19 protein-coding genes are annotated in these 19,128 nt (G+C 33.4%); 18 read left to right on the top strand and 1 reads right to left on the bottom strand.

The annotated features are described in order from the left end of the window. The first annotated feature begins 1 nt into the window (after position 1). The 10 genes from G6O70_RS09415 to holA all read left to right on the top strand — a co-directional run bounded on the left by G6O70_RS09415 (position 2) and on the right by holA (position 8,768). Positions 2-1,147 (top strand): CAP-associated domain-containing protein, encoded by a 1,146-nt coding sequence (locus tag G6O70_RS09415; protein WP_057868994.1) that lies wholly within the window; start codon positions 2-4, stop codon positions 1,145-1,147. Then, the gene (locus G6O70_RS09410; RefSeq protein ID WP_057868993.1) at positions 1,147-1,449 is read left to right on the top strand and encodes a YlbG family protein; all 303 of its coding nucleotides are present in this window, start codon (positions 1,147-1,149) and stop codon (positions 1,447-1,449) included. The genes G6O70_RS09415 and G6O70_RS09410 overlap by 1 nt, the downstream gene beginning before the upstream one ends. Before the next feature lie 4 nt (positions 1,450-1,453). After that, positions 1,454-2,011: a 16S rRNA (guanine(966)-N(2))-methyltransferase RsmD gene (rsmD, locus tag G6O70_RS09405; RefSeq protein ID WP_057868992.1), complete on the top strand. Its 558-nt coding sequence runs from the start codon at positions 1,454-1,456 to the stop codon at positions 2,009-2,011. A 2-nt stretch (positions 2,012-2,013) separates the two neighbouring features. Beyond that, positions 2,014-2,490: a pantetheine-phosphate adenylyltransferase gene (coaD, locus tag G6O70_RS09400; RefSeq protein WP_057868991.1), complete on the top strand. Its 477-nt coding sequence runs from the start codon at positions 2,014-2,016 to the stop codon at positions 2,488-2,490. Next, on the top strand, positions 2,487-3,524 hold the full coding sequence (locus G6O70_RS09395) for a SepM family pheromone-processing serine protease (protein ID WP_057868990.1): 1,038 nt from the start codon (positions 2,487-2,489) through the stop codon (positions 3,522-3,524). Before coaD ends, G6O70_RS09395 begins: the two co-directional genes overlap by 4 nt. A gap of 19 nt (positions 3,525-3,543) precedes the next feature. Beyond that, positions 3,544-3,912, top strand: coding sequence for a DUF1304 domain-containing protein (locus G6O70_RS09390; RefSeq protein ID WP_057868989.1), 369 nt, complete (start codon positions 3,544-3,546; stop codon positions 3,910-3,912). A gap of 300 nt (positions 3,913-4,212) precedes the next feature. Continuing rightward, a complete protein-coding gene (locus G6O70_RS09385) occupies positions 4,213-4,911 on the top strand; it encodes a ComEA family DNA-binding protein (protein ID WP_057868988.1) in 699 nt (232 codons plus the stop codon). 70 nt (positions 4,912-4,981) lie between these two features. Further along, entirely contained in the window at positions 4,982-5,479 is a 498-nt protein-coding gene (locus tag G6O70_RS09380; RefSeq protein ID WP_057868987.1) for a ComE operon protein 2, read from the top strand. Positions 5,480-5,673: 194 nt separating this feature from the next. After that, the gene (locus G6O70_RS09375; protein ID WP_258236132.1) at positions 5,674-7,746 is read left to right on the top strand and encodes a DNA internalization-related competence protein ComEC/Rec2; all 2,073 of its coding nucleotides are present in this window, start codon (positions 5,674-5,676) and stop codon (positions 7,744-7,746) included. After that, the gene (gene holA / locus G6O70_RS09370) at positions 7,743-8,768 is read left to right on the top strand and encodes a DNA polymerase III subunit delta (RefSeq protein WP_057868985.1); all 1,026 of its coding nucleotides are present in this window, start codon (positions 7,743-7,745) and stop codon (positions 8,766-8,768) included. The genes G6O70_RS09375 and holA overlap by 4 nt, the downstream gene beginning before the upstream one ends. Positions 8,769-8,983: 215 nt before the next feature. On the opposite strand, the gene rpsT is transcribed toward holA, so the two are convergent. Then, on the bottom strand, positions 8,984-9,238 hold the full coding sequence (gene rpsT / locus G6O70_RS09365; RefSeq protein WP_057868984.1) for a 30S ribosomal protein S20: 255 nt from the start codon (positions 9,236-9,238) through the stop codon (positions 8,984-8,986). Positions 9,239-9,515: 277 nt separating this feature from the next. Here rpsT and rpsO point away from each other — a divergent pair, with 277 nt between their 5' ends. The 8 genes from rpsO to clpX all read left to right on the top strand — a co-directional run bounded on the left by rpsO (position 9,516) and on the right by clpX (position 19,024). Next, the gene (rpsO, locus tag G6O70_RS09360; RefSeq protein WP_057868983.1) at positions 9,516-9,785 is read left to right on the top strand and encodes a 30S ribosomal protein S15; all 270 of its coding nucleotides are present in this window, start codon (positions 9,516-9,518) and stop codon (positions 9,783-9,785) included. 232 nt (positions 9,786-10,017) lie between these two features. Then, on the top strand, positions 10,018-11,067 hold the full coding sequence (locus G6O70_RS09355; protein WP_057868982.1) for an aspartate-semialdehyde dehydrogenase: 1,050 nt from the start codon (positions 10,018-10,020) through the stop codon (positions 11,065-11,067). Positions 11,068-11,082: 15 nt separating this feature from the next. Continuing rightward, positions 11,083-11,955, top strand: a complete 873-nt coding sequence (dapA, locus tag G6O70_RS09350; RefSeq protein WP_057868981.1) for a 4-hydroxy-tetrahydrodipicolinate synthase — start codon at positions 11,083-11,085, stop codon at positions 11,953-11,955. A gap of 15 nt (positions 11,956-11,970) precedes the next feature. Then, positions 11,971-13,659, top strand: a complete 1,689-nt coding sequence (locus G6O70_RS09345) for a ribonuclease J (RefSeq protein ID WP_057868980.1) — start codon at positions 11,971-11,973, stop codon at positions 13,657-13,659. 127 nt (positions 13,660-13,786) lie between these two features. Then, positions 13,787-14,677 (top strand): hypothetical protein, encoded by an 891-nt coding sequence (locus tag G6O70_RS09340; protein ID WP_057868979.1) that lies wholly within the window; start codon positions 13,787-13,789, stop codon positions 14,675-14,677. A gap of 210 nt (positions 14,678-14,887) precedes the next feature. Continuing rightward, complete coding sequence (gene tuf, locus G6O70_RS09335) at positions 14,888-16,075, top strand: elongation factor Tu (protein WP_057868978.1); 1,188 nt, start codon at positions 14,888-14,890, stop codon at positions 16,073-16,075. Positions 16,076-16,259: 184 nt separating this feature from the next. Beyond that, positions 16,260-17,564 carry a trigger factor gene (gene tig / locus G6O70_RS09330; protein ID WP_057868977.1) on the top strand — a complete coding sequence of 435 codons (1,305 nt, stop codon included), beginning with the start codon at positions 16,260-16,262 and terminating at the stop codon, positions 17,562-17,564. A 212-nt stretch (positions 17,565-17,776) separates the two neighbouring features. Next, entirely contained in the window at positions 17,777-19,024 is a 1,248-nt protein-coding gene (gene clpX, locus G6O70_RS09325) for an ATP-dependent Clp protease ATP-binding subunit ClpX (RefSeq protein WP_057868976.1), read from the top strand. The last annotated feature ends 104 nt before the right edge of the window (positions 19,025-19,128 follow it).

Below are 19,128 nucleotides of genomic sequence, written 5' to 3'. Positions count from 1 at the left end.
AATGAAAATAAAATTTATCTTGAGAACGATACGAAATTTTATATTGGTATTACTCTTCTTGTTGTTTATCATGTACAGCAGTGCTGTTTATAGTGACAAAAATGCTAAGGATAAACATCAAAGAAATACTGAAAGAGTACAAAAAGTAAGTTCGAGGTTGACTACACCAAAAATAATGCGTATTAAAACACAAGGGTTTGCAAGTTATATTGGGATGGACATTAATAAATTTGAAGAAAAGTTTGGCCAACCACAAGAAACTATGGATAGTGCAATAAATGTGAAATGGTTACTCTATAATCTTGATTCATCTAATTATTTGAAGGTTGGAATTGATCAATATACACAAAAGGTATGTTCGATAGTTTTAGCTGGAGATATGTCAGATAGCAATTCAAAAATAAAAGTGGGCATGACTATTAGACAACTCTTGAAATTGTCAACTTTATATGCAAATTTTGAAGTTTCGTATCGTGAAGAGAATTTTCAGTTTGAATTATCAGAAAATGATTTGAATAATCATCCCCTAATTGGTTTTGAAAATGGAAGTTATGTAATACCTTACTTACAACCTGATTCTAAAAAAGTAATAGCTCTGGAATTTTTAGATACTGGTATGCTTCTTAAAAAAAATATTTATCAGATTGTTTCACAAACGCCAATTCCTTCACAATACCAGGGGGAAACAAATTGGGATCAATTAGATATTATGGTTCCATATGATTTGATGCAGATGATTAATGCTAAAAGAATAGTAGTGGAAAATCCAACATTACCAATAGGTGATTCGCTGACACAAAATGCCCAAAGTATAATTAATCTATTAGAAAAGAATCCAAAACATTATCTAAAGAAAAGTTATGCTAATTTATTAAAAGATATTACGAGTGGGAATGTTGGGCGAAATAATTTCTTGAGTTTAAATCCAAGTAACTTTTCGAAGAAATTGTATCAGGATAGTGGGTTAGATAATAAAAATACTGAGGTGTATATTATTTTTCCTTTTTACAACGCAACAACTTTTTTTGAGAATACAGAATTACAAAAAAATGTCTGGTATAATTTGATTGATAATAAAACCAAAAAAATAGGAATTGCTTATGATCAAGGTTTGCTTGTGATAATCATTAACAAAGGTGGAAACTAATGAGTTTAGAATTGAATGAGAGACAAGGGGTCATTGTTTACTTGTATCATTTGAAGAATAGTAGACAGTTACGCAGATTTGGCACTATTCATTATGTTTCAAGAAAGATGAAATATGTAATCTTGTATACTGATAGAATAAAGGTCCCTGAGACTGTTACTAGGCTTTCGGGGATGCGCTACGTGAGAAAGGTAATGGTTTCTCCTTTGCCTGATGTTGAAATAAGTTTTGCAGATACAGTTGGCAAGATGTATAAGCTGACTGATGAAGATCGAGAAAAATATAAAAATAATAAAGAGTGAAATTATGAGAATTATAGCCGGTAGTTATGGTGGGAGAAGATTAAAGGCAGTTCCAGGTATGAAGACGAGGCCAACAACTGATAAAGTCAAAGAATCCATGTTCAATATAATTGGTCCATACTTTGAGGGTGGAACGGGACTTGATTTGTTTGCAGGAAGTGGTGGGTTGAGTATTGAAGCTGTTTCTCGAGGACTTGCACATGCATATTTGGTAGATCGTCAATATCAAGCAATTAAAACAATTAATGAGAATATTGCGGTTACCAAAGAACCAGAAAAATTTACAGTTTTTAAGAGTGATGCAGAAAAGATACTGAATAAATTACATTCCGAGAAAATATCTGTGGACTACCTTTTTTTAGATCCACCATATAAACAGCAAAAAATCCTACTGTTATTAACTAAAATTGTTGAATTACAATTACTTAATAAAAATGCAGTTATTATTTGTGAGACTGACCAGATTGCCCAGTTGCCAGATATTATTCCGAACTTTGAGTTAACTAGGCGTGCTGATTATGGAATTACAGAAGTGGTAATTTACCGATACAGGGGTGAATAATTATGAAGGCAGTTTTCCCAGGGAGTTTTGATCCAATTACATGTGGACATCTTGATTTAATTAAGCGAGCTTCTTTAATTTTTGATGAGATCGTTGTATTAGTGATGACCAATACCAATAAATCTGGGCTTTTTTCAAATGTAGAAAGAGTAGCACTGATCGAAAATGAGGTTCGGAATATCGAAAATGTTGCAGTAGAGTCGCGTGAAAATGTTTTGACTGTTCAGGCAGCTAAAGATTTACAGGCACAAGTAATCCTAAGAGGACTCAGAAGTAGTCGCGATTTTTTATATGAGACAGATATAGCAGCAATTAATAAAAAATTGAGTCCGGGGTTAGAAACACTTTTCATTCCTACTGATAAGGACTATGGTCATATTTCGTCCAGTTTGATAAAAGAAGTAGCGAAGTTTGGTGGAAACTTAGATGGATTGGTACCGTTAAATGTTGAGGCGGCATTGAAGGATAAACTTATATGAAAAAAATAAAAGTTTATGTATTAACATGCGTTGGAATTATTATTTTAGCCATCCTGTGTTTCTTACCCTTGCCGGTTTATTTGGAAACAGTTGGAAAAGCGGTTAATGTAGCTGATTATGTTAAAGTTAGTGGGAAAACCGATAAAACAAAAGGTAAGTTGATGTTAACCTATGTCAGTTTAGGAAGAGCTACACCATTGCTTTATTTGACTAGTTATCTGGATAAGTATACATCTCGTGTTCCTGAAGAAGAAATATCTGGAAATGAGTCGGACTCGGAGTTTGATAGAGTTCAAACGTATTATATGAACGATGCGGTAAATCAAGCTAAAGCAGTATCTTTACGTTTAGCACATAAGAAGTATCGACAAGAATACTTGGGAATATATGTAATGTCTATTCTTAAAAATTCAACTTTTAAGGGCAAACTTGAAATTGGTGACACAATCACAGCTGTAAATAATAAACATTTTAAAAGTACAGCTGATTTTATGAATTATGTGCGTGCACAAAAAAGAGGAACGTCACTTGAGGTAACCTATTTAAGAAAAGGAAAGCAAAAAAAGGTAGTTGGTAAAACTGTTAAGCTACCTGGAACAAATAGGAGCGGGATTGGTATTTCTCTCGCTGAAAGATCACGCATAATTAGTTCTACAAAAATAAAAACTAATATGGATGGAATTGGTGGCCCCTCTGCGGGATTGATGTTAGCACTTCAGATGTATTCACAGTTATCTGGAACTAATCTAAAACTAGGTCGTAATATTGCTGGAACTGGTACAATTTCAAGTGATGGTAAGATTGGTGATATTGGAGGAATTGATAAAAAGGTGATTGCAGCTGATCGTGCAGGAGCTAAGGTATTCTTTGCACCAAACAATCCAGTTTCTAAAGATGAAAAAAAAGTTGATCCCCAGGCAATATCAAATTATCAAGAAGCTAAAAATACTGTTAAAAAATCTAATTTGAAGATTAAAATTATTCCTGTTAAAGTTATTACAGATGCAGTTACTTATTTGAGTAAAAATAAATAATTCAAAAGGGGAGTGTTTAATGAGCATTTTAAGTTATATTTTAGTTGTTTTAGTAGCTCTTGAAGCAATTTTTATAATGTTACTAGAAATGTTTGCGGTAGAAAGCAAAATGTCACAGAAAGCTTTTGGCTTATCACCCGAATATTTAAGTCAGAAAGAAGCAAAAATTGCTATGGCTAACCAAGGACTATATAATGGATTTGTGGGAGTGGGAATTCTTGTAGTATTATTTGTTTTCCCTAGTAACGCAGTTTTTTATGGAGCATTGCTTTTTGTCGGCTTTGTTGTCATTGCGGCAATATATGGTTCATTAACAGTAAATCCTAAAGTTATTTTTTCACAAGGTTTACTTGCAATTTTGGCTGTTTTGTCATTATTGTTTACTTAATAAAAATAATAATCTTTATTGCTGTAAAGGTTTTCTGCTGAAATAAATAATTTTACACGTAATCAAAGTGACAAGAGAAGTGAGGTCAAAAGTTAAATTTTGACCTCACTTATTTATTTATTTCATATAAAAATATGATATAAGTCAAATTTTTGTAAAATCCTCATTTATATCATACTTACTTTGGACAAATGTAGTTTACAACTCAAGAATTCACGAAGTTAAGTCGGCTGCCCGCTTTGTATTATATTTTACAAAAAGAATTTTTTTGCGTAATTATTTAATAAGGAGGGAGGACTTGTGGACAAACTTTATGAATTATGGATTGATAATAAAAAATTATGCATTACGGTAATAATCATTTTTTTAGGATTAAGTAGTATTTTTATAGTATTTATATTGAAAAAAGAGTCAACAGAAAATAAAGATTCGCTCAACTTTTCAAAGAGTAGCAGTGAAACTGTAATAAAATCTGATACAAATACTGCAGATAAAGTAAAATCAAAAAAATCACAGGAAATTTCTATAGATATTAAAGGAGCCGTAAAGTATCCAGGTGTTTATGTTTTGAAAAATGGAGCCCGTGTAAATGAAATCGTAAAAAAAGCTGGTGGAATGCTTGAAAATGCAGATAATAATCAAGTAAATCTGGCACTAATTTTACAAGATCAAAATGTCGTTTATATTCCGTTTGAGGGAGAATTTTCTAATTCACTAACAACAACAGTACAAAGCAGTAGTAAAAATGTTACTGACACGACAGCAACAAGTAATGGACAGTCCGTTAGTGAATCTGAAACACATAAATATGATATTAATGAGGTTACTAAAGAAGAACTAGAGACAATCCCAGGAATAGGAGATAAGAAAGCAGAGCAGATACTTGCTTACAGAACAGAACATGGAAGAATTAATCAACTTGATGAATTAAAGGAGATCTCGGGTGTTGGTGATAAGACATTTGAAAAATTTCAGATGTACCTTGAAGTATCCCCATAATGTAACAAGTATTGCTGAAAAATTAATTCTGATATACTATTAAAATAATTGATTGGTGAGAGGTGAGAGTATGAAAGATAAAAGAATTCCATGGAATCAATATTTTATGATGCAGGCTGTCTTATTATCTTTACGGAGTACTTGTGAAAGACTTTCAGTTGGAGCAATACTTGTACGGGATAAGAGGGTTATTGCAGGTGGATATAATGGTTCAGTTTCTGGAGATGAACATTGTATTGAACATGGCTGCTATTTGGTTGATGGACATTGTGTTCGAACAATTCATGCTGAAATGAATGCAGTATTACAATGCGCTAAATTTGGTGTTGCAACTGATGGAGCCGAGGTTTATGTTACCGATTTTCCTTGTTTGCAGTGTACAAAAATGCTGTTACAATCTGGAATTAAAAAAATATGTTATTTGAGAAACTATCATAACGATGAATATGCATTAAAGTTGATGAAATTAAAAAATGTTGAAGTTGAGCAAGTTAAACTTGATGCCGCATATTTGCAAAAAGTAGCGACAGATTCGCTTTTTGAAAATATTAAGGAAATTAATTCATAAAAAATAATATTTTTCTTTTTGCAATGACTGCACTGATTCTCTGCTTTTTAAAATTTTCATTTAATTGGATTGTCTTGGCTCTCTTAATTTTTCTCTTATTTAGAATGATTGCACTAAGAAATATACCGATTTTCATGTCTTGGTTAGTCTTCGTGGTGCTTACATTATGCGTTCTCTTTGTGTGGCAAAAAGAGATGATATCGCGTTCTATAATTAATGAAACTGAGATAAAAGAACAGCATCTTTTTCTTTATCCTGATGAATTACAAGTTGATGGTGATTTGCTTAAATTTTCAGCTTTTTGGCTTGAAGGAAAACAAAAGGTTCAATCCTTTTATATTCTTAAATCGAAAAATGAAAAAAGAAAATTTCTTAACTACGAAAAAACTACTGTATTTTCATTTACAGGAACAATTAAGCTGTCTGATGAACCGACAAATGAAAATCAGTTTAATTACCAAGTGTTTTTGAAAACAAAAAATATAGCGAATGTGGTAAATATAACAAGATTTAATGAATTAGACAAAGAAGCGGCTAAAGTTATTTGGACGCCTACTTTTTTAGCCCATATTCATGATTTACGTAAGTATTTGTTGAATTTTCTTGGACATTCGCCACAACCACTTGCGGGATACAGTCAATTACTGCTACTCGGTTATTATGATTCTGATTTTAGTAATCCAGTCGAAATTATTAATAAGTTGGGATTATTGTATCTTTTCAGCTTGTCGGGAATGCATGTTTTTTATATTACTTCAGTATTCAAATGGCTTTTTGCCAAACTATATCTAACAGATGAGTTTTGTTCCTGGTTTTTATTAATAATATTACCATTATATGCAATTTTGGGTGGCCTTTCTGCTAGTCTCTTACGTTCAGTAATGATGAGTTGGATAATTTTGTTTGTTCAATTTTTTTTCAAGACACCAATTTCAGGAATTACGGTTGAGTCACTTGTTCTAATAATAAATTTATATTGGTGTCCCATGACTGTGTTCTCAATGGGTGCTCAATTGAGTTATTTATTGACATTTATTTTAATTATTAATCGAAAAAGTGGTCCAATTCGTTTAGGTCTTAAATTAACGGCGTATAGTATCCCTATTGTGTTGTGGAATACATATGAATGGAATTGGTTGACTACTTTTTTATCGGTCGCAATAGTACCTTTTTTTGAATGGATAATAATGCCTGCAGTTATTATTGGTGCAACTGTTCCTGTGTTAAATATTTTATGTAATCAAGTGCTTATAATATTTACCAAGATATTGTCTTTTCTTAGTTCCTGGCCACTTACATGGAATTATGGGAAACCACCGCTTTTTTTTGTAGTGTTTTGGATTATTTTATTACTACTTTTAGAAAAAAATAGAAATTCATGGAAAATCTATTCGTGTTTAACTGTATCTTTTATTCTTTGTGCAGTAATAGTAAAATTTCCTTTACAAAGCCAAGTAATTTATTTTGATATTGGTCAAGGCGATAGTACATTAATTACTGAGCAATTTAACAGGAGTATCACATTGGTAGATACTGGTGGTAAAGTTATATTCAATAATAATGAAAAATGGAAGAAACGGGAAGCTAAAACAACAGGAGAGACCATTATTGCAAACTACCTGCTTAGTAAAGGAATCAGTAAAATTGATAATCTCTTTTTGACGCATCAGGATACTGACCATGTTGGAAACTTTCCGTCTCTTGCTAAAAAAATAAAAATTAACCGGTTATTTGTGCCTGATGGTATGGAAAATATTGACTCATTTCGAACTCGTTTAGCGAAATCGACAATTGATACAAATAAGGTATATCCAATCTCTACTGCAAAGGTCGCTAAAATTGGAATTTTTAAAATTCTTCATCCTTTTACTAAAGGAGTAGGTAGTAATGAGGATTCAGTGGCTTTGAATTTCAAATTAAGGAATACTACGTTTGTTATAAGTGGGGATTTAGACCAGAAGGGTGAAAAAAAAGTAATTGATCTCTTTACAACACTTCAAGTTGATATTTTGAAGACGGGGCATCATGGTAGTAAGACATCTACAGCAAGAGAATATGTAGATAAATTAAGACCAAAATTTGCAGTAATTTCTGCAGGGCGAAATAATCATTATGGACATCCTAATAAAGAAACTTTAAAAACATTGGATAAATTTGGAGTACCTTATGTTAATACTGCAGATGTAGGGATGATTAAAGTAATTCCAACAGAAAATCATAGAGCAATAGTTGAAACTTTTTTAAAAGGAAACGGTGAGATTAGATGAAGATCAGTGAGTTATTTACAAAGATAGAGAAAAATACTTTTGATAATATTTATTTAATACTTGGAAAAGAAGAGTATATCCAAGAAAAAGTTATAAAAACGTTTGTAAAATGCATTCCTGAGGAAGAAAGAGCTATGAATATTGGACAATACGACATGGAAGTTAATTTGCTTACGGATGCATTAAATGATGCACTTTCAGCTCCTTTTTTCGGGGAAAAAAAATTAATAATTATCAAACGTCCACTCTTCTTAACAGCTGATAATAAAAAAGCAAAACTAGAGCAAAATACGGATGAACTTTTAAAGTATATTAAAAATCCTGAACCTAGAACAATATTATTACTTGTTGCTCCATATGAAAAACTTGATGAACGAAAAAAGATAACAAAACAATTATTAAAAAGTGTAACTTTGGTTGAAAGTGGGTATTCTTCTGAACAAGATACTTTAAAAGAAGTAAGCAAAATAATTAGTAAGAATGGTTATACTATTGAGGCTAAAGCATATGAATTATTGAAGATAAGAACGGAAGGTAAGCTATCACTAATTATGAATGAACTTCCTAAACTTTTTTTGTTAGCCTATAAAACAAAGATTATTAATGAAGAAATGATAAATAGAATGGTTGCTCGAACATTAGAACAAAATATTTTTGATTTAGGAGAACTAGTATTAAACGATAAAGTAGAATTGGCAATTGAAATGTATGCTGATTTGATTGAACAACATGAGGAACCGTTAAAAATCAATGCAATTCTAATTGGTCAAGTTAGATTATTGTTGCAAGTACAAATATTACAACAACATGGATATGCACAAGGAAATATTGCAAGTGCATTGAAAGTACATCCCTATAGAATTAAGTTGGCTTTACAAAATAATAGGAAGTATTCAAAGAAAATATTAAGTGAAAAGTATGCGGGACTAGTAAGACTAGAGGAACAGATGAAATCTTCACAAAAGGGCGCGGAACAATTATTCCAATTATTTATGTTAGGATATTTTTCAGAAAAAAGGTAATAAAAATGCCTTTTTTTGTACTATGGACGGATCTATTTAAAAACCAATGCATAAATTTAATGCCATACTTTTCCAATATCTTATGTCTTTTTGAAAAGTATAGGGTAGATATTTTTTACAATGTCAGTTTTTAAATGTTAGAAAATTTGGTCACGAAAAAACCCCAATACTGGTATTAAACCAATATCGAGGTTTTTATTCATGTTACTTTTTTATTATTTCGCTAAACGAGCTGCGAGACGTGACTTATCTCGAGCAGCTTTATTTGCTTTGATTAAACCTTTTGATTTAGCTTGATCGACAGCCTTAACAGCTGCTTTGTATAAATCTTCTACATTTTCGGCACCTGCTGTCTTAGCACTTTCGAACTTTTTAACAGCAGTACGCATTGAACTTAATTGAGAAGAATTACGAGCGCTAGCTTTTTCATTAGTAGTTACACGTTTAATAGCTGATTTGATAATTGGCAAAAATTTCACCTCCACATAACATGATTCCATACAGGTATCATAAAATATTCAACATAGGCTATTATACAAGAGCTTTGTTCACATTGCAATAAAAAAGTGAAAAAGTGTCAAGCAAATTTCCTTGACTCATTTTCTTAATCTTGTAGTTGAAATTGATTTCTAAAATGTGTATACTGTTTACTAGTGTTTAACACAGACCCTAGTCTCAGAGTGACGATGCTCACCAACGTTATTCCGGGGTAGAGGTGTCTTAAATTATGAAAGGTGGGGAAACAATATGGCAATCTCAAAGGAAAAGAAAACAGAGATTATGCAGAAATATGCTCGTCACGAAGGTGATACAGGTTCTGCAGAAGTTCAAATTGCAGTTTTGACATTTGATATTAATGAACTTAATGAGCATATTCGTTCACATAAGAAAGATTATGCTTCACAACGTGGATTGATGAAGAAAATCGGTCACCGTCGTAACTTATTAGCATATTTACGTGCTAACGATGTACAACGTTATCGTGAATTGATTAAGAGCTTAGGCTTGCGTCGTTAATTCATAATAAGAAGAATTTAGTTCTTGTTCAAAAGAAAGTTTCCTCTATCTTTGCACTTTGCAGAAGATTTTGGGGAACTTTCTTTTTTTATATAAAAAATAATTAGTAGAAAATATTAATTTGATGATAAAATAATGAAAAATAAAATATGAGTATGTTTTATAAAAGCGCAATTATTACATTAAATATGTTATAATTATGTTTCAATAAGAAAAAAAGAAGGTTTTTCATATGGACGGATATAATGTTGCTATTGTGGGTGCAACAGGTGCTGTGGGCACTCGAATGATTCAAATGCTAGAAGAATCAGTGTTACCAATTGCTAGTGTTAAGTATTTAGCCTCAAAAAGATCAGCAGGAAAAGTTTTGAAATTTAAGAACGAAGATGTAGTTGTTGAAGAACTTGTCCCCGATTCTTTTAATGATGTAAACTTAGCACTTTTTTCTGCAGGTGGTGGTGTGTCGAAGAAGTTTGCTCCCGAAGCTATAAAGCGTGGAGCAGTTGTAGTTGATAATACAAGTGCTTTTCGGATGGAAGAGGGAGTTCCATTAGTTGTGCCGGAAGTTAACGAAAAGGCCCTTTATGAACATAAAGGATTAATTGCAAATCCCAATTGTTCAACAATTCAGATGGTTGTAGCTCTGGAGCCACTACGTAAAGTTTATGGACTAAAGAAAGTAATTGTTACAACTATGCAAGCTGTTTCTGGAGCAGGTAATCGTGCGATTCAAGAATTACATGATGAAACAAAAGCAATTCTCAATGGTGAAGAGTATAAGCCACAAATCTTACCAGTTTCAGGTGATAAGAAGCATTACCAAATTGCGTTTAATCCACTTGCGCAAATTGATGTTTTTGAAGACGACGGTTACTCTCATGAAGAATGGAAAATGATTCATGAAACGAAAAAAATTATGTCAGATCAAGATTTACAAGTTACTGCAACATGTGTACGTGTTCCAGTTGCTGTTGCGCACTCTGAAACAGTGTGGTTTGAATTAGAAAAATCCGGAGCTGATGTAGCAAAGTTACAATCTATCTTAAAGGAAGCACCTGGGGTTGTATTGGAAGATGATCCTAAAAATCAGATTTATCCACAAGCTGTTAATGCTGAGGGCAAGAAGGACACATTCGTTGGAAGAATTAGAGCAGATAATGAGCAAGCTAATTCTTTCCATTTATATTGTGTTTCTGATAATTTATTAAAAGGTGCTGCATGGAATTCTGTACAAATTGCAGAAAGACTTCATGCACTTAATTTAATGCGAGTTCCAGACTAAGTAGGGGTTGAAATAATGAAATTTGATAATGCTGAAATTATTACAGCGATGGTTACACCTTTCGATGAGGAGGGTAAGGTAAGCTACGAAAGACTTGAAAAATTAATTGATCATTTACTGAATTCAGGGACAAAGGGTCTGCTTGTTTCAGGGACAACGGGCGAGGCACCTACTTTGACTAAATCTGAAAAAATTGAATTGATTAAAAAGACCGTAGAGTTTGTTAACGGTAGAGTGCCTGTAATTGCAGGTACAGGGTCTAACAACACTGCACAGACGATAGAATTTACCAATGAAGTTGCAGAAATCAACGGTGTTGATGCAGCATTAGTCGTGGTACCTTATTATAATAAACCTGACCAAAGAGGAATGATTGCTCATTTTACAGCAGTTGCTGATGCATGTTCGTTACCAATAATTATCTATAATATTCCTGGCAGAACAGGTGTTACTATGGAAGTATCAACAATTGCTACTTTAGCAAAAAATAAAAATATTATTGGAATTAAAGACTGTACTGGAAATGTTAATTTAAGCCGAATTGTAGCGGCAACACCGGACAATTTCTTGACATATACGGGTGAGGATGCAGATGCTTTAGCTGCTAAAACTGTCGGTGCTAAAGGCGTTATTTCTGTTGCAGCACATCTTTATGGCGATAAAATTGAGAAAATGTATAATTTTGTAGAGCAAGGAAAATACAAAGAAGCAGGTTCTATAATGCGTGAATTAACACCTAAGATGGCAGCTATCTTTAGTGCACCATCTCCCAGCCCTGTGAAGGCTATTCTTAACTATAAAGGGATTGAAGTAGGTGGTTGTAGGTTGCCAATTTTGGGATTATCTAGTAGTCAATTTAAACAACTAGTAAACATATTAAATATTTAAAAGAGAGGTGAAAGTATGAGTGATATAAAAATCATTCCACTTGGTGGTGTGCGTGAAAATGCAAAGAACATGTACGCTGTTGTGGTGAGTGATGAGATATTTATTTTAGACTGTGGGCTGAAGTATCCTGAAAATGGATTACTTGGAATAGATACTGTTATTCCAGACTTTAGCTTTTTAAGAGAAAACGCAAGTAAAATTGTTGGAGTATTTTTAACACATGGACATGCTGATGCAATTGGAGCTTTGCCATATTTCTTGAGTGAGTTCGATGTTCCTGTTTTTGGAACTGAATTGACAATTGAATTGGCGAAAATCACAGTACATGATGAGGAAAAAACAAAGAAGTTTACTGATTTTCACGTTGTTAATGATCAAACTGAAATTGACTTTGAAAATGCAACTGTTTCCTTTTTCAAGACGACACATTCTATACCTGAATCATGTGGAATAGTTGTCAAAACAGACAAGGGAAGTATCGTATATACTGGTGACTTTAAGTTTGATCAAACTGCAACTAACGGATATCGTACGGATTTTGGAAGACTTGCTGAAATTGGGAAGAACAGGGTTTTAGCTTTATTAAGTGATTCTGCAAATGCGGAAAATCCGAATACACCAGTTGCTGAGCATGAAATCTATGAATTTATTAACGAGAATTTTGAGTATCGGAAGGGCAGAATTGTAGTTGCCTGTGTTGCTTCAAATATAATGCGTGTACAACAAGTCTTTGATGCAGCTGCACAGAACAATCGTAAAATTATTTTAACTGGTCATGATGCTGAAGAAATAATCAATACTGCTTTGAGGCTAGAAAAGTTGCATCTTTCAAATGATGAATTGTTGGTACCACTTTCCGATATTGAAAAAATCCCTGATGAAAATTTGATTATACTTGAAACTGGTCGTTCAGGTGAACCTTTAAAATCATTGCAAAAAATGGCCTTGGGTAAGCACAAAAATGTTTCATTGAAAAAAGGAGATTTAGTCTTTATTACGACAACTCCTTCACATGCTATGGAAACTGCGGTTGCTAAAACTAGAAATATGATTTATCGAGCAGGAGCAGATGTTAAGGCTATCTCAGATGAGTTAAATTCTTCTGGTCATGCAAGCCGTAATGATTTGCAACTGATGATGAATTTACTTAAGCCAAAGTACGTTATTCCTGTGCAAGGCGAATATCGTCTGTTGGCTGCTAACAGTAGATGTGCACAAGAAATTGGCATTTCTAAAGATAATATCTTCATTACGTCTAAAGGTGACATTATTGAATATGATCACGATAAGTTATTATTAGCTAGTTCGGTTGAAGTTGGTAATACTCTGATTGATGGTAGTGGTGTGGGAGATATAGGAAATATTGTTTTGCGAGACCGTAAAATTCTTTCAGAAGACGGTGTCTTTGTTGCTGTAGTAACAATTGATAGAAGAAAGAAAAAAATTGTTGATAGTCCTCAAATTACATCTCGTGGTTTTGTTTATGTTAAGACAAGTCGTGATTTGATTGCAGAGAGTGCAACTATTGTAACAGAAGCCGTCCAAAAAAATCTAGACAACAAGGAATTTGACTGGGGACATTTAAAACAAGATGTGCGTGATCAGCTCAATCATTTCTTATATGAACATACGAAGAGGCATCCTGTGATTTTACCAGTTATCATGGAAATAAATCAGCATAAGCATTTTTCAAAAAAGAAATAAAAACTGTTGTAAGACATTGACTAGAAGGCTGGACCATGACGAAAGATTGGTACAGTCTTTTTATGTGGTTAAACCTTAAGTTAACAAGTGAATCTCTTTTATTCTTCCTTTTTAGGAGGTAATTAGTATGGATGATAAAGAATACCAAATGATTTTCTTTGATGGAGTAGAATCCTTAGAGAATAAAAATTACAAAAAGGCACAGATGCTATTTGCGGAATGTTATTTAAAGAGAAAAAACTTCAGAACTAATTTCTTTTTATTTCAAGCATGTTATGGACAAAATGATTTTAAAGAGGCTAGCAGACTGGCTGGTGAATATTTAATAGAATATTTAACCGATAATAAAAAGTTTGAGCTTTTAATTCGTGCTCGGATGATGGCCGAAGATGTGATTGGAACGTATAAGTTATATTTGCAAGTTAGTAGTTATATGAACGCTAATGAAAAAAAATATTTTTTTGATTTGATAAAAAAAGAAGAAGATAAAATCGATGAGAAAAAGTCTAGAGAGATAAAAAAGGCATTAATTTATTGTGGATTATTTTCAGGTAGACATCAGCGAAAGGCATTACAGGACAGTTATAGTCTGCCTTTAGATGATTTCAAGGAGGCAGCACCAAAAATATTATGCGATGAAAACGTACATCAACTTATTAAAGTCAGTATTTTGGATGATTTGAGGCAACTACAGGATAAGCGTGAGGAAAAATTTCTTTTTATTGATGGTAAGACATACAGTATCAGACCTGTTGAGCTTCATATATTTGAGGAAACAAATTTATTCAGTGATCTAAAACAGCAAGTAATCTCTGAGCAAAATGATAATAATGATTTGTTGAGATGGAATGAGATTAAACTAAAATTAAGTTTACTGTACCCATTCGAAGAAAGAATTATTGATAATTCGAAAAAATGGAAAGAATTATTGATGTTGGAGAATATTCATTCTTATGAAAATGAAGAACAAAAGTTAGCACTAAAACTTGAAAAAGTATTAGTTGAATGGAGCCAATAGTAAATAAAATGGAAATGAAATAATCTTATTTTTGAATAGCTATTTACAAATTAGGCGGGTATCTATATAATAGCTTAAGAATTCTTCTTTGCAGGGTACTAAAAATGTTGGTATTTTTGCTTGGAAGTAGTATAATAAAACTTAAAGGATTATCGGCAAACTAATATTTGTTGCGGATTTTTCTTGCAAAACTACAGGAGGTTCGTATTAATGGCAAAAGAACATTACGAAAGAACAAAACCCCATGTAAACATCGGTACAATTGGACACGTTGATCATGGGAAAACAACTTTAACTGCTGCAATTTCAAAAGTTTTAGCTGACAAAGGTTTGGCTGAACAACAAGACTTTGCAACAATCGATGCAGCTCCAGAAGAGCGTGAACGTGGTATTACAATCAATACTGCTCACATCGAGTACGAGACAGAAAAGCGTCACTATGCTCATATTGATGCTCCAGGACATGCTGATTACGTTAAAAACATGATTACTGGTGCTGCTCAAATGGATGGTGCTATCCTTGTTGTTGCTGCAACAGATGGTCCTATGCCACAAACACGTGAACATATCTTACTTGCACGCCAGGTTGGTGTTGAATATCTTGTTGTCTTCTTAAACAAGTGTGACTTGGTTGACGATGAAGAATTGTTAGACTTAGTTGAAATGGAAGTTCGTGAATTATTAAGCGAATATGATTTCCCTGGTGATGATATTCCTGTTATCCGTGGTTCAGCTCTTAAAGCTCTTGAAGGCGATGCAGATGCAGTTGCTAAGATTGAAGAATTGATGAATACGGTTGATGAATATATTCCAACTCCAGTTCGTCCTACAGACAAACCATTCTTGATGCCTGTTGAAGATGTATTTACAATTACAGGACGTGGTACTGTTGCTTCTGGTCGTATTGACCGTGGGGTTGTTAAAGTTGGTGATGAAATCGAAATCGTTGGATTGAGAGACGCACCTTTGAAGACAACTGTTACTGGTCTTGAAATGTTCCGTAAGACTCTTGATGAAGGTGAAGCTGGAGATAACGTTGGTGCATTGCTTCGTGGTGTTAACCGCGATCAAATCGAACGTGGTCAAGTTCTTGCAGCTCCTGGTTCTATCGAGACTCACAAGAAGTTTAAGGGTGAAGTTTATGTCTTGAGCAAAGAAGAAGGCGGACGTCATACTCCATTCTTCTCAAATTATCGTCCTCAATTCTACTTCCATACAACTGATGTTACAGGTGTTATTGAATTGCCAGAAGGTGTAGAAATGGTTATGCCTGGTGATAATGTTACATTTACAGTTGAATTGATCGCTCCAGTTGCTATTGAAAAAGGTCTTAAATTCACGGTTCGTGAAGGTGGACGTACTGTTGGTGCTGGTGTTGTTTCAGAAATTGACGATTAATTTTTACAAAGAAAACTCGGATTTTTCCGAGTTTTTTTTTTAGAAAAATAATTTAGAAAAAAAGAAACTGTTATATAAAGCTTTTTTTGGTGTAATTGTTTACAATTCGATATAACTAAGGTACACTAATTTAGTATGCAATTAGTAAATTGGTTGTACAAAATTATCGTGCGGAGGGAAAATAATGTCTGCAAAATGGGAAAAACAAAGTGAAAATAAGGGAAAGTTAACTTTCGAAATTTCACAAGATAAAATTAAAGAGGGCTTAGATGTAGCCTTTGCTCGTGTTAAAAAGGATTTAAATGTACCAGGATTCCGTAAAGGAAAGGTTCCTCGTCAAATTTTTAACAGAATGTATGGTGAAGAAGCACTTTATCAAGATGCTTTGAATGTTTTATTGCAAGATGCATATTCAGCTGCTGTTGATGAAACAGCTATTAAGCCAGTTGGACAACCTAATGTTGATGTTGAGAGTTTAGAGAAGGGCCAACCATGGGTACTAACAGCTGAAGTTTCTGTAGAACCAGAAGTTGAAGTGGGAGATTATAAAGGACTTGAAGTCACACCACATTCTACACGTGTTCTTGTTGGAGATATTGATGCCAAGTTAGAAGAATTACGTCAACAACAAGCTGAACTTGTTCTCAAAGAAGATGAAGCTGCTGAAAATGGTGATACTGTTATTATCGATTTTGAAGGTAAGGTTGACGGCGTTGCTTTTGATGGTGGTAAAGCAGAAAATCATTCTCTTGAGTTAGGATCAAATTCATTCATTCCAGGATTTGAAGATCAATTAGTTGGTCATAAGTCTGGTGAGGAAGTTACTGTTACTGTTACTTTCCCTAAAGACTATCAAGCTGAAGATTTACAAGGTAAAGAAGCAGTTTTTGATGTTAAAATTCACGAAGTTAAGGCTAAACAACTGCCTGAATTAGATGATGATTTTGCTAAGGATGTTGATGAAGAAGTCGACACTTTGGAAGAATTAAAAGCTAAGATTAAAGATGAATTGAAAGAACAAAAAGTTGCCGATGCAAAGGCAAAGATCCAAGATGAAGCTATTGATATTGCTGTTAACAATTCAAAAATTGGTGATATTCCTGCAGAAATGATTGAAGATGACGTACATCGTCAAATTGATCAATATATGGCGGGCATGCAACAACAAGGGATCACTCCGGAGATGTATTATCAAATTACAGGTTCTTCAGAAGATGACTTGCATAAGCAATTTGAAAAGGATTCTGAAAAACGTGTAAAGACTAATTTAGTTTTGGAAGCTATCGTGGCTAAAGAAGATATTAAGATTAGTGACGAAGAAGTTGCTAAAGAAGTTAAAAGCTTGGCAGAACAATACGGAATGGAAGAAACTGCTGTACGTTCAGCATTGAATGATGAAATGTTAAAACATGATATTGCAGTACGTAAAGTGGTTGAAGAAATCGCTGATTCTGCTAAACAAACTCGTGAAAAGAAAGAAGATAAGTAACTTTTTACGAATTATACATGATTAGCAAGGGGCTGCCCCAAAACAATAGTTTTGGCACAGCTCTTTTGTGTCTAACGGATAAGTGCAACTCTTTCAAGAGGAAGATAATTGTTGATAAGGTAAAGTCATCGACAAAAGTCAATAGCACGTATATAATGATTGAATGATTAGAGACCTAGCGAGACTTGAGTTACAATTTTAGGGGGCTAAATATGTTTGAGAATACAGATAGTAATGAACCTGTAATGTGTTCTTTTTGTGGTAAGTCACAGGATCAGGTAAAAAAAATTGTTGCGGGACCTGGTGTTTATATCTGTAATGAATGTATAGATTTATGCAAAGATATTATAGATGAAGAATTCAGAGACCAAGTGACAGAGGAATTGACAGATGTACCTAAGCCACGCGAAATTGTTGATATTTTGAACCAGTATGTTATTGGGCAAGAACAAGCAAAAAAGACTTTAGCAGTTGCAGTGTATAATCACTATAAAAGAGTTAATGCTTCGCTTGAAGATGATGATAGTGAAACTGAGTTACAAAAAAGTAACATTTGTCTAGTAGGTCCAACTGGTTCTGGTAAAACATTTTTAGCACAAAGTTTAGCGAAAATATTACAAGTTCCATTTGCTATTGCGGATGCTACAACATTAACAGAAGCCGGTTATGTTGGAGAAGATGTTGAAAACATTTTGTTAAAGTTACTTCAAAGTGCCGATTTTGATGTTGAACGGGCAGAACGTGGAATTATTTATATTGATGAAATCGATAAGATTGCTAAAAAAAGCGAAAATGTATCAATCACACGTGATGTTTCAGGTGAAGGTGTTCAACAGGCTCTACTTAAAATATTGGAGGGTACTATTGCTAATGTACCACCTCAGGGCGGACGTAAGCACCCACAACAGGAGTTTATCCAAATTGATACCACAAATATTTTGTTTATTGTTGGTGGAGCATTCGATGGAATTGAGACAATGGTGAAAAATCGTCTAGGAGATAAAACAATTGGATTTGGTGTTGATTCAAAGGATGATTACAACGATAAAATAAGTTTAATGCAACGAATTATTCCTGAAGATTTGTTAAAATTTGGATTGATTCCTGAATTTATCGGACGTCTACCAATCTTATCTGCTTTGGAGAAATTGACAGAAGAAGATCTGGTAAGAATTTTGACAGAACCAAAAAATGCACTAGTTAAACAGTATAGCAGATTACTTGAACTTGATAATGTAAAACTCAAGTTCGATAAAGATGCGCTCAAAAAAATAGCTTCTTTGGCTATCGAACGTAATACAGGAGCTCGTGGTTTACGCTCAATTGTTGAGAATACGATGCGTGATGTAATGTTCGAAATACCTAGTCGTACTGATGTTTCACAAGTAGTTATTAATCAAAAAAGTGTAGATGGTAATGAAATGCCAAAACTTATTTTAGATGACAAACAAGCTTCATAAAATAAATTGGAGAGGGGGCTGGGCCAAAAGTTAATTCTGACCTTGACCCCTCTATTTATTACGAATAAATGTGTTTCATAAATCAAAAGTTTCAACTAACTTTG

Origin of the sequence: Liquorilactobacillus hordei DSM 19519 (assembly GCF_019443985.1) — a bacterium.
GTDB classification, from domain to species: domain Bacteria; phylum Bacillota; class Bacilli; order Lactobacillales; family Lactobacillaceae; genus Liquorilactobacillus; species Liquorilactobacillus hordei.
Note: the sequence above shows the minus strand (reverse complement) of the source record. Positions and strands in the feature narration are given on the sequence as shown.